The following is an 11,848-nucleotide window of genomic DNA, read 5'->3' as shown; positions in this document are numbered from 1 at the left end:
CCATGTTCTTGCGTCATTGCATTACCTTTACCCTGATTGCCCTGCTGACCGGCTGTGCCGGATTTGGCAGCCGCGAGGCCCTGCAAGGCAAGGGCGACCCGCAGTTGTGGCGTCAGCACAAGGCTCAACTGAGCACCCTCGACGGCTGGCAGATCAACGGCAAGGTCGGCATCCGCGCACCGAAAGATTCGGGCAGCGGCACGCTGTTCTGGCTGCAGCGCCAGGACTACTACGACATTCGCCTGGCCGGCCCTCTCGGCCGCGGTGCCGCACGCCTGACCGGTCGCCCCGGCGGCGTGGTGCTCGAAGTGGCCAATCAAGGCCGCTATGAGGCGCCAAGCCCAGAAGCTCTGCTCGAAGAACAGCTTGGCTGGGAGTTGCCGGTGTCGCACCTGGTCTGGTGGGTACGCGGCCTGCCAGCGCCTGACAGCAAGAGCCAGCTGACCCTCGACGATGACAGCCGCCTTGCCAGCCTGAACCAGGATGGCTGGCAGGTCGAATACCTGAGCTACACCGAGCAGAACGGCTACTGGCTACCCGAGCGTCTCAAGCTGCACGGCAAGAACCTCGACGTGACCCTGGTGGTCAAGGACTGGCAGCCGCGCCAGCTGGGACACTGATCAATGCGCACGTTGACCCTGCCGGCCCCGGCCAAGCTCAACCTGTGGCTGCATATCATTGGTCGCCGCGACGACGGTTACCACCAGCTTGAAACCGTGTTCCAGTTTCTCGAACACGCCGATGAACTGCGCTTTGCCCTGCGCGACGATGGCCAGGTACGCCTGCAGAGCGAGATCGCCGGCGTCGACCACGACAGCAACCTGATCGTGCGTGCCGCGCGCCAGTTGCAGCAACAGGCTGGCTGCACGCTCGGCGTGGATATCTGGCTGGACAAGGTCCTGCCCATGGGCGGCGGTATTGGCGGCGGTAGCTCGGATGCCGCGACCACCCTGCTCGGCCTGAACCATCTGTGGCAGCTAGGGTGGGATCACGACCGCCTGGCCACCCTGGGTTTGGCTCTCGGTGCCGACGTACCGGTTTTCGTCCGCGGTCATGCGGCGTTTGCCCAGGGTGTCGGCGAACAGCTGACCCCGGTCGATCCGGAAGAACCCTGGTATGTCGTGCTGGTGCCGCAAGTGTCTGTCAGCACAGCGGAAATTTTTTCACATCCACAGTTGACACGTGATTCCCTCCCCCTTAAGATGCGCCCCGTTCCCGAGGGAAACAGTCGAAATGACTGCCAAGCGGTGGTAGAGCAAAGTTATCCTGAAGTTCGCAATGCGTTGAATCTTCTGGGTAAATATACTGAAGCTCGATTAACCGGTACTGGAAGTTGCGTGTTTGGGGCCTTCCCAAGCAAAGCCGAAGCTGATAAAGTTCTGGCCCTTCTTTCAGAGACACAAACAGGGTTTGTGGCAAAGGGAAGCAACGTTTCGATGTTGCATCGCACGCTACAGAGTCTGCTCTAGAAGTCGAGTGTTAAGCACTCGCAGCAACAGATACAGGGGCGTCGCCAAGCGGTAAGGCAGCAGGTTTTGATCCTGCCATGCGTTGGTTCGAATCCAGCCGCCCCTGCCATTTTCCTATACTCATCCAGGTATACCCTCAGCCTTCAGGTACTGCGCGTGTCCAAGATGATGGTCTTTACGGGGAACGCTAACCCCGATCTGGCTCGGCGTGTCGTACGTCAGCTGCATATCCCTCTCGGTGACGTCTCTGTCGGTAAATTCTCCGACGGTGAGATCAGCACTGAGATCAATGAAAATGTCCGCGGTAAAGACGTCTTCATTATTCAGCCGACCTGCGCTCCGACCAACGATAATCTGATGGAACTGGTAGTGATGGCAGATGCCTTCCGCCGCTCCTCAGCTTCCCGAATCACTGCCGTGATTCCTTACTTCGGATACGCCCGCCAGGACCGCCGTCCGCGTTCGGCACGTGTAGCCATCAGCGCCAAAGTTGTCGCTGACATGCTCACTGTCGTGGGTATCGACCGTGTTCTCACCGTCGACCTGCACGCTGACCAGATCCAGGGTTTCTTCGATATTCCTGTCGACAACATCTACGGCTCGCCCGTACTGGTCGACGATATCGAAGACCAGCGTTTCGAGAACCTGATGATTGTCTCCCCAGACATTGGTGGCGTCGTGCGTGCACGTGCTGTTGCCAAGTCGCTGGGTGTCGATCTGGGTATCATCGACAAACGCCGTGAAAAGGCCAATCACTCCGAAGTGATGCATATCATCGGCGACGTCGAAGGACGCACTTGCATCCTGGTAGACGACATGGTCGACACCGCCGGCACCCTGTGCCACGCGGCCAAGGCCCTGAAAGAACACGGCGCTGCCAAGGTTTACGCCTACTGCACGCACCCTGTTCTCTCTGGCCGAGCGATCGAGAACATCGAGAAGTCGGTACTGGACGAACTGGTGGTGACCAACACCATCCCGCTGTCCGCCGCTGCTCAAGCCTGTGACCGTATCCGCCAGTTGGATATCGCACCGGTTGTCGCTGAAGCGGTCCGCCGCATCAGCAACGAAGAATCGATCAGCGCGATGTTCCGCTAAGCGGCACACCGTTGACGAAAAGCGCCCCGCCCCGACCCCGTTGTCGGGGCGGGGCTTTTTTGCCCACCCCGTTTGGCGCTGGTCGCAAACGCCTGCGGGAGATGGCTATTTTGGAGAAGCAAAATGACTGATTTCATCCTGAACGCCCAAAAGCGTACTGACCTGGGGAAAGGTGCGAGCCGCCGCCTGCGTCACTCGCTGAGCATCCCTGCCGTTGTCTACGGTGGCGGTAAAGACGCTGAATCCCTGACCATCGTGTCGAAGGAAATCGCCAAACTGTTCGAAAATGAAGCTGCCTACAGCCACGTTATCGAGCTGAACGTTGACGGCACCAAGCAAAACGTCATCGTCAAGGCCATGCAGCGTCACCCAGCCAAGCAATTCATCATGCACGCTGACTTCATTCGCGTCGTTGCTGGCCAGAAGCTGACCGCTCAGGTTCCAGTGCACTTCATCAACGAAGAAGCACCGATCAAGAAAGGCGGCGAGATCTCGCACGTTGAAGCTCAGATCGAAGTTTCCTGCGAAGCCAAGGATCTGCCAGAGTTCATCGAAGTCGACCTGGCTAACGCTGAAATCGGCACCATCATCCACCTGTCGGACCTGAAAGCTCCGAAAGGCGTAGAGTTCGTAGCTCTGGCCCACGGTGATGACAAAGCTGTTGCCAACGTTCACGCTCCGCGTGTTGCGCCGGAAGCTGAAGAAGGCGCTGCTGAGTAATCTACTCGGCACGCCGGTGTTGACCGGGTTACAGTGCCCAGCACTGTAACCTACCAACTCCAAGGAAGAGCCCCTACGTGACCGCCATCCAGTTGATCGTCGGCTTGGGTAACCCCGGCCCCGAATACGAACAGACCCGGCATAACGCAGGGGCTCTTTTCGTTGAACGCATTGCCAGCGCCCAGCGTGTCTCCTTGACTGCTGACCGCAAATATTTCGGCCTGACGGCTAAATTCAGCCATCAGGGCAACGACGTCCGTCTGTTGATTCCCACCACCTACATGAACCGCAGCGGCCAGTCCGTAGCGGCCTTGGCCAATTTCTTCAGGATCCCACCTGCGGCAATTCTGGTGGCTCACGACGAACTCGACTTGCCTCCCGGCGTCGCCAAGCTCAAGAAGGGCGGCGGACACGGCGGGCACAACGGCCTGCGCGACATTATCGCGCAGCTCGGTAACCAGAACGACTTCCATCGCCTGCGGCTTGGCATAGGCCACCCGGGTGACGCCAAGCTGGTCTCCAACTTTGTCCTGGGCCGCGCACCGCGTGCCGAACAGGAAAAGCTCGACGCCAGCATCGACTTTGCCCTCGGCGTGCTGCCGGACGTGCTCGCCGGCGACTTCGCCAAGGCCATGCGCGAGCTGCACGGCCAGAAGGCCTGATATCACCTAGAGGGGAATTTCCATGGGTTTCAATTGCGGCATCGTCGGCCTGCCCAACGTCGGCAAGTCCACCCTGTTCAACGCGCTGACCAAGTCCGGCATCGCGGCTGAGAACTTCCCCTTCTGCACCATCGAGCCGAACAGCGGCATCGTGCCGATGCCAGATGCGCGCCTGGCGGCGCTGGCCGAGATCGTCAAGCCGAACCGCATCCTGCCAACCACCATGGAGTTCGTCGACATCGCCGGCCTGGTGGCGGGTGCTTCGAAAGGTGAAGGCCTGGGCAACAAGTTTTTGGCCAACATCCGTGAAACCGACGCCATCGCCCACGTGGTGCGCTGCTTTGAAGACGAGAACGTGATTCACGTCTCGAACAGCGTCGACCCCAAGCGCGACATCGAGATCATCGACCTCGAGCTGATCTTCGCCGACCTCGACAGCTGCGAGAAGCAACTGCAGAAAGTCACCCGCAACGCCAAGGGCGGCGACAAGGAAGCCCTGGCGCAAAAGGCGATCCTGGAAAAGCTGATCCCGCACTTCACCGAAGGCAAGCCGGCGCGCAGCCTGATGAAGAACATGGCTGACGACGAAAAAGCCGTCATCCGTAGCTTCCACCTGCTGACCAGCAAGCCGGTCATGTACATCGCCAACGTTGCTGAAGACGGCTTCGACAACAACCCGCACCTGGACGTAGTCCGCGCCATCGCCGAAGAAGAAGGCGCGGTCGTGGTGCCAGTGTGCAACAAGATCGAGGCCGAGATCGCCGAGCTCGACGATGGCGAAGAAAAGGACATGTTCCTCGAGGCCCTGGGCCTGGAAGAGCCCGGCCTGAACCGTGTGATCCGCGCCGGTTACGAGCTGCTCAACCTGCAGACCTACTTCACTGCCGGCGTGCAGGAAGTCCGCGCCTGGACCGTACGCATCGGCGCCACCGCCCCGCAGGCCGCCGGCGTGATCCACACCGACTTCGAAAAAGGCTTCATTCGCGCCGAAGTGGTCGCCTATGACGACTTCATCCAGTTCAAGGGTGAAGGCGGTGCCAAGGAAGCCGGCAAATGGCGCCTGGAAGGCAAGGACTACATCGTCAAGGATGGCGATGTGATGCACTTCCGCTTTAACGTCTGATGGTTGCCGTGGAGTTCCACGGCGTCTGAAGAACCACAAGCCCCCGTGATCGCCTGGCGACACGGGGGTTTTGCGTTAAGGCCCAGCCCTTTCAAGGTCTTTGAGATTTAGTCAGCCTCAAGTAAGCCGGGGCTATTGAGATACTCAGCTCAGAAGCTGTATTTCACGTTGAACATCACGTTGCGCGGCGCTCCCCAGAACACGGTGCCGTAATTGCCGATGCCGCTGTAGTAGTGCTTGTCGAACAGGTTGTTGACGTTGACGGTGGCCTTGAGGTGCTGAGTGAAGTCATAGCCGCCAACCAGCCCCACCAGCGTGTAGGACTTCTGCTCAAACTTGGCAGTCGGATCGTCGATTTCGTACCAGTCCTCGTCGCTCGGCTTGAAAAACGTCGAGCTCTGCCAGTAGACGTTGCCGCCTACCGTCACCTTGTGCCAGTCGCCCGGTAGGCGGTAGTTGGTGGCGAGCTTGAACAGATGCTGCGGCTGGTTGGTGGCCTCGCGTTTGCCATCAGCGTCATGCGACTCGGCAAAGGTATAGCCGGCCATCAGTTGCAGATCTTTCATAACCTCACCGGCGACCTCAAGCTCCACGCCACGGGTGGTGACACCTTGCGCCGCTCTGTAGGCACTGCGGCCCTCAGGCGTCAGCCCGCCGCTGAGGATGGCCAGGTTGTCCTGTTTCAGTTCGAAAAGCGCCAGACTGGCATTCAGGCGCTCCTGAAAGTAGGCCCCCTTGAGGCCAATCTCGTAGCTTTCGCCAGTCAGTGGGTCGATGGGGGTGCCATTGCTACCAAGGCTGTAAGCCTGTGGCTTGAAGATGTCGGTGTAGCTGGCGTAAACCGTGTGGAATTGATCCAGATCGTAGGTGACGCCCACGTAAGGGACAATTTCGCTGGAATTGGTCGCGCTGGCCGGAGCCCTTCGACCAATGGCGTTGATCGTGTCGATATCCCATTTGTAGTCGACGATTCGTGCCCCCAGAATCACCGAGAAGGCGTCAGTCGGTTTGAGGACGGTTGCCGCAAAACCTACTCGTTGCCGAACCTCGAAGTCGAACGTCGACCACCATTCGAAGTTGGTCGGCACGTCGCCATACCCGTTCCACTGGAACACATCGTCGATCACGCCATTGGTAAGGCCGTCGTCGCGCTTGGACGTGGATTCGGTTCGGGCGATGCTGTAACCGAACACCGCCTCATGTACGCGCCCACCCAGGCTGAAGGGGCCGCGAGCGTAAAGATCAAGGCCCTGCTCCTTGCTGGTAGTGTTGAACTTCGATGCGGTGCCGGCCAGATTGTCTGGGTCGGGCGGGGTGATATTGCCGCCAATGAAACCATGGGAAATCCTCCCATCGGCCTGGATGGCCTCACTGCTGATCCCCGAGATCAACTCGCGCGAGCGGTAGTCGCGACTGCTCAGCACACCTTTGAGCACCCACTCGTTATCGAAGGTATGCGCAAGCTCGGCGAAGGCACGTTGGGTTTCCTGATTACGCCAGGTCCAGCGATCAGCCGCGTTAGTGCTGCGGTCGAACTCGACTGTTCTGCCATCTTTGTAGAATGCAGGCAATGAGCCGGTGGTACTGCCGTTGTCATAGTTCTTCTGCACGTCATAGCCGACCGTGACCAGCGTGCTGTCGCTCAGGTCAGCTTCGATCACGCCATAGAACGTGTTCTGCTCGCCCGTCAGGTAATCGACGTAGCTGTGTTGTGACTGGGTGCCGGCGACCATCCGCCCACGGATATGACCGCTGTTGGTCAGCGGCCCGGAGAGGTCGACGTCGGCAGTGTACTTGTCCCACGAGCCTGCGCCAGCGCCAACACGGCCTTGGAACTTCTCGGTCGGGCGCTTGCGCACCAAGTTGATCACCCCCGATGGGTTACCCGAACCATTGACCAGGCCAGTCGCGCCCTTGAGCACCTCAACCCGGTCATACACAAGGCTGTTACCAATACTGTAGTTATCGCGCAACGAGCCACCATCCGATGACAGGCTGGGCACGCCGTCGAACTGATAGTTCTCCAGTTTGAAACCGCGTGAGTAGTAAGTGAATGCCTCAGAGCTCTCCTGGTTGACGGTAATACCGGGAGTTTGCTTCATCACTTCCGAGACGCTTTGCAGATTCTGGTCGTCCATCTGCTGACGAGTCACCACGGTGAGCGACTGCGGGGTCTGGCGCAGGCTCAGGTTCATGCGGGTAGCCGCAGCGGTTTCGCCAGTGGTGTACGAACCCGATCCTTCGGTGGTGCTCCCCAGCACGCTTGCGGAAACGGTAGTTGCTTCAACTTCAAGCGCCCCGGCATCGCCAGGGACGCCGTGCACGACGTAGCCGTCGGCGCTGCTGCGCACGCTCAAACCAGTGCCGCGCAAGACCTGGGCAAAGCCTTCGATAACGCTGTAACTGCCCTTTATGCCAAGGCTGGTCAAGCCTGCCACCTGATAGCTCTGCACTGAGATCGGTGCGCCCGCGGCTTGGGCGTAGCGCCCCAGCACCTGCTCCAGTGGCCCTGCCGGGATGTCGTAAGGTTGAACTTGCGCCTGGGCGTGGGCCAGTACCGGCAACGCCAGCGGCAAAACGCCCAAGGCCAGACGGGTTGCCAGAAGCAGGCCGCCTGGCGACGGCAGGGTCGTCTTGCAGGAGGGTGAAGTCATGGTTGCGAATCTCCGTTCATTGTTGGCCATGGAAAGGACGACCGAATGCGGAAAACACGCAATGGGAATGCAAATTATTTCATGGCACTGTCTGCCTTGACCGATACCAGCGTCAGCCATGGGGTGTACTGACGCACTTGGATGGGCAACGTGCGCGCCAGTAAGCGCAACGCCCGATCACTGTCATCGCTGGGCAGCATTACCGTCACCCGCAACGCCGCCATTGCCTGTTTGTCGAACAGCACCAGGCCTTTGCGATGCCGCGCCAGGCGCTCCAGCACTTCGCTCAGCGGCTGGTCATAGGCCAGCAACTGATGGGCATTCCAGGCGTTCTGCAAGGCGAGGCTGTCGACCTTCTGCACAGTGCCAGGCCCGCTGGCGTCGAAGCGCAGCCGCTCACCGGCATTCAGGGTCTGGCTGTGACCTGCGCTGTCGATCCGGGTAACGGACTCGAGCATGGTCACCAGCGTAGCGTCGTCGAGGCGCTCGACGATAAAACGCGTACCCAGCGCGCGAATGCTTCCTTGAGGCGTGGTCACGTAGAAAGGCCGCAGTGGATCCTTGGCCACATCCACCAGAATCTCCCCCTGCAACAGGTTCACCCGACGTTGATGCGGATCGAACTGCAGATCCACCACCGAGCTGGCGTCCAGATCGATCATGCTGCCATCGGCAAGGCGTTCGCTGTGACGTTCGCCGCTGGCCGTACTCAAGTCGGACAGCGCAAAGCCTTGCTGCAGATACAAGGAGCCAAGTAGCGTGGTCGCGCCGATCAGTGCCACGATCGCCAGCGACGTCAGACTCCGGCCTGGACGCCCTGCCTGGCGTAACGCTGCACGTGCCGGCTGCGCCGGGAGCGCTTGCAGGGATGCGAGATGACCCTGCAGGCGGGCAATCGCCTCGGCATGTTGCGGATCCAGCGCCAGCCAGTCGGCGAATGCCTGTTGGGTTTCGGCGTCGGCCTGGTGATCGAGGCGCACCAGCCATTCGGCGGCCTGGCGACGTACTGCAGGCGGAAAAGGCTGAGTCATCAGTGCATTCCTGCCACGTCATCGCACGCTTCCAATGCAGACACCAAGTCCATTTGCACGGTCCTCAGCGAAATACCCAGGCGCACCGCAATATCGTTTTGGCTCAACCCCTCCAGGTGCCGCAGCATGAACGCTTCTCGGACCCGCGGCGCCAGGCGCGACAGGGCCCGGTCGATGCTTTCAAGCACCTGCACCGCCTGCAGGATCTGCTCCGGTGACGGTGCCTGATCGAGCGAGCACGCCCACAGTTCCAGCTCATCCCGATAGGCTTGTTCCAGACGCTTGCGCCTTCCGTTGTCGATCAACAACCGACGGGCTACCGTGGCAAGGAATGCGCGCGGTTGGCTAGGCGCCACATAGGGGCCTGCGCAAAGCACGCGTATGAACGTATCTTGAGCCACGTCCGCCGCGTTATGCGGGCAGTGCAAGCGACGACGCAGCCAGCCGAGCAACCAGCCGTGGTGGCCTTGGTAGAGTGCCTCGAGCGTTTCGGCCGGTGCGAGCGGAGTGGGCTTCATCACGAATACTTGCTAATAAGAATTATTTGATGTTAATCGAACTGCTGATCGCCTCGCAATGACGCATCCTCTGCCTCGCTAGCCGACCAGCGACCCAGTTTGTCGGCATGCAGTTGGACTTGCGCTGACTACACTGCCAGCCGCCAAAAGACTACACTGGCCACTTGATAGAAGCGGGATAACCGAAGCGCTGCCTCGAAACCCGATGGTCTGACCTTTGCCGGTCAACCGTCTGGTCTGCAGGTCCGGACCATGGCCGGCTTGCACCTCGGAGCACACATGAGCGCACGAATCTGGCTTCTCGCCCTGGCGACTTTCGTCACGGGCATGGCAGAAAACATCACCATCGGCATCTTGCCGGCACTGGTCGACGGACTCGACGTCCCCCTCGGGATTGCCGGGCAACTGACCACGGTGTTCTCTCTGGCGTTCGCCGCTGCCGCCCCCTTCTCACCCCTGCTGACCCGACGCTTTCCATTGCGTGGCCTGTTGTGCACAGCGCTGGGGCTGTTCGCCCTGTGCAATCTGTTCGCAGCGCTGGCGCCCGGCTACGGCGCCTTGCTCGCCGCGCGCATCGGCATGGCCGCGACCAGCGCGCTGACGTGCCTGACCTGCACGCTGATGGCCACGCGCATGGTCCCGGATGCATTGCGCGGGCGCGCTATCGGGGTGATCTTCATGGGCATCAGTGGCTCGCTGGTACTCGGCGTGCCGGTGGGCATGCTGTTCTGCGATGCACTTGGCTGGCGGGGCGTATTCGTCGGTTTGGCCCTGCTGGCGCTCGCGGTGTTACTGGTGGCCTGGCGGGCATTGCCAGCGCTGCACGGCAGCGAGCGGATTGCTGCGGGCAGCTACTGGCGACACCTGCGTGACGGACGCCTGACTGCCGCGCAGTGGGTTTCACTGTTGATGATCGCCGGACACTTCACAGTGTTCGCCTACCTGGCACCCTATGCCTTGCAGATCGGGCAGATCCCTGAGCCGTGGTTGGCGGCGGTATTTGCCGCGTTTGGCATCGCGGGTGTCTCGGGCGGTTATGTCGGAGGCTGGATGGCTGACCGACTCGGGACCACCCGGGCTATCGTCTTGACGCCTTTGCTGTACCTGGCAAGCCTGCTGATGCTGCCGCTGGGCGCAGGCACGCCGTGGCTGTTCCTGCCGCTGATGATGCTCTGGGGTGGCGTCAGCTGGATGGTCTCGCCCGTGGTGCAGAGTTACCTGGCTGCCCGTGGCCCGGATACCTTCCAGGCCGGCATGAGCCTGAACCTTTCTGCCATGCACCTTGGCGTGGGCGTGGGGACCGCTGTGGGTGCAGTGGTCATCGCCCATTCGACGCTGGCCGCCACACCGTGGGCGGGCGGCGGGCTGACAGCGATCGCGCTGATGCTGGCCGCGTACTGCGCCGGTAAGCCCAGACGGCGTATACCGAACGCCGGCGCATGTACTGCGGGCCAGGCCCCTCGCAGGAGGTGAAACTCACGGGCCCGGGCTGCTGCTCTTCTCAGGGCACCTAGACACGTCGATATCGCTGGCCCGGACTGCGAGGAGATGCCGGATCGGTCATTTCTACCAAACCGGCTTCCAGTGCAGGCTTGAGATAGTTCTTGTTGAAGGACGGTCGATGCACAAGCTGCAGGAGGCTCATCAATTCACTCGTTTTCAACGCAACACCGGGCGGTAGAACCGCCAACAAACGTGCAACCTGGACGCTTACTTGATCGCTTACTTGATCGCTCTGGGCAGCCTCAATGAGTGCAATATGCAACGCTTCCAACATGAACTCCACAAACGGGGTTGCCTCTGCTGCCTGATCTGCAGCCGCCAGCGCCGCATAGTAAGTATCCTGCTGCGCGCGAATCACAGTCTCCACCGGCAAGTACGCCATGACCGGACGCCAGTGGCTCAACATCAAGGTTTGCCATAAACGCCCCATCCGCCCGTTACCATCAGTGAAAGGATGAATGAATTCGAATTCGTAGTGAAAGACGCAACTGGCGATAAGTGGGTGCCAGGTACATCTCGCAAGCCAGTACAGGAGATCGTGGACCAACGTCGGCACTCGGCTTGCCGGTGGGGCCATCTGCAGTAAACGCTGTCCCCGGTAAATGCCGACGCCGCCTCGTCGGTAATGGCCTGCGTCGTCGATCAAACCCTGCATCAACAGCGTATGCGCCTGCAGCAAATCGGCCTGACGATTCGGTCTCCATCCTGGCATGGCATCGTAGGCAGAAAATGCGTTGCGCACTTCCTGGATCTCTCGGGGCAGGCCCAGCACCCGCTTGCCCTCCAACACAGCGGTTACCTGCTCCACACTCAGCGTGTTGTTCTCGATTGCGAGTGAAGCCTGGATGGTGCGGATGCGGTTGCCCCGACGCAATTGCGGCGCTAGAGCATCTTCTCGCCGGGCCGTCAGCATCCCCACCTGCTCACTGATGTCAGCAACCAGGCCCAGCATGGCCGGAGTCAGAGTGAGCGGCGGTTCATACCTTTTCATGCACAGAATTCTCAGGTGGGCGCCCGTCACGATATCCAGTGACCACACAGGGGTAAAGCCCACTGCACGGATTGTTAAC

At 60.4% G+C, this 11,848-nt stretch carries 11 protein-coding genes and 1 tRNA gene; 8 read left to right on the top strand and 4 right to left on the bottom strand.

Going from position 1 to position 11,848, the window contains the following annotated elements; genetic code table 11:
* Positions 1–2: 2 nt before the first annotated feature.
* The 7 genes from lolB (at position 3) to ychF (ending at position 5,072) form a co-directional block, all read left to right on the top strand.
* Positions 3–620 (top strand): lipoprotein insertase outer membrane protein LolB, encoded by a 618-nt coding sequence (gene lolB, locus J3B00_RS06355; protein WP_209865646.1) that lies wholly within the window; start codon positions 3–5, stop codon positions 618–620.
* A gap of 3 nt (positions 621–623) precedes the next feature.
* Positions 624–1,469, top strand: coding sequence for a 4-(cytidine 5'-diphospho)-2-C-methyl-D-erythritol kinase (ispE, locus tag J3B00_RS06350; RefSeq protein WP_209865643.1), 846 nt, complete (start codon positions 624–626; stop codon positions 1,467–1,469).
* A gap of 34 nt (positions 1,470–1,503) precedes the next feature.
* Positions 1,504–1,578: transfer RNA gene (locus J3B00_RS06345), tRNA-Gln, on the top strand.
* A gap of 47 nt (positions 1,579–1,625) precedes the next feature.
* On the top strand, positions 1,626–2,567 hold the full coding sequence (locus tag J3B00_RS06340) for a ribose-phosphate pyrophosphokinase (protein WP_099773531.1): 942 nt from the start codon (positions 1,626–1,628) through the stop codon (positions 2,565–2,567).
* 123 nt (positions 2,568–2,690) lie between these two features.
* A complete protein-coding gene (locus tag J3B00_RS06335) occupies positions 2,691–3,287 on the top strand; it encodes a 50S ribosomal protein L25/general stress protein Ctc (RefSeq protein ID WP_209865640.1) in 597 nt (198 codons plus the stop codon).
* A gap of 77 nt (positions 3,288–3,364) precedes the next feature.
* Positions 3,365–3,949 (top strand): aminoacyl-tRNA hydrolase, encoded by a 585-nt coding sequence (pth, locus tag J3B00_RS06330; RefSeq protein WP_209865636.1) that lies wholly within the window; start codon positions 3,365–3,367, stop codon positions 3,947–3,949.
* 22 nt (positions 3,950–3,971) lie between these two features.
* A complete protein-coding gene (ychF, locus tag J3B00_RS06325; RefSeq protein WP_209865633.1) occupies positions 3,972–5,072 on the top strand; it encodes a redox-regulated ATPase YchF in 1,101 nt (366 codons plus the stop codon).
* A 149-nt stretch (positions 5,073–5,221) separates the two neighbouring features.
* Here the strand turns inward: ychF and J3B00_RS06320 are convergent, their stop codons facing one another.
* The 3 genes from J3B00_RS06320 to J3B00_RS06310 form a co-directional block, all read right to left on the bottom strand.
* Positions 5,222–7,726 carry a TonB-dependent siderophore receptor gene (locus J3B00_RS06320; RefSeq protein ID WP_209865630.1) on the bottom strand — a complete coding sequence of 835 codons (2,505 nt, stop codon included), beginning with the start codon at positions 7,724–7,726 and terminating at the stop codon, positions 5,222–5,224.
* A 74-nt stretch (positions 7,727–7,800) separates the two neighbouring features.
* Positions 7,801–8,757, bottom strand: a complete 957-nt coding sequence (locus J3B00_RS06315; RefSeq protein WP_209865626.1) for a FecR family protein — start codon at positions 8,755–8,757, stop codon at positions 7,801–7,803.
* Positions 8,757–9,275, bottom strand: a complete 519-nt coding sequence (locus tag J3B00_RS06310; protein WP_209865623.1) for a sigma-70 family RNA polymerase sigma factor — start codon at positions 9,273–9,275, stop codon at positions 8,757–8,759. Before J3B00_RS06310 ends, J3B00_RS06315 begins: the two co-directional genes overlap by 1 nt.
* Positions 9,276–9,554: 279 nt before the next feature.
* Here J3B00_RS06310 and J3B00_RS06305 point away from each other — a divergent pair, with 279 nt between their 5' ends.
* Positions 9,555–10,748, top strand: coding sequence for an MFS transporter (locus J3B00_RS06305; RefSeq protein ID WP_209865620.1), 1,194 nt, complete (start codon positions 9,555–9,557; stop codon positions 10,746–10,748).
* Positions 10,749–10,785: 37 nt separating this feature from the next.
* Here the strand turns inward: J3B00_RS06305 and J3B00_RS06300 are convergent, their stop codons facing one another.
* Entirely contained in the window at positions 10,786–11,769 is a 984-nt protein-coding gene (locus J3B00_RS06300; protein WP_209865617.1) for a Fic family protein, read from the bottom strand.
* Between the last annotated feature and the right edge of the window lie 79 nt (positions 11,770–11,848).

This window comes from Pseudomonas sp. BP8 (assembly GCF_017875955.1).
In the GTDB taxonomy this organism is placed as follows: Bacteria; Pseudomonadota; Gammaproteobacteria; order Pseudomonadales; family Pseudomonadaceae; genus Aquipseudomonas.
This window is presented reverse-complemented; position numbering and strand designations above follow the sequence as displayed.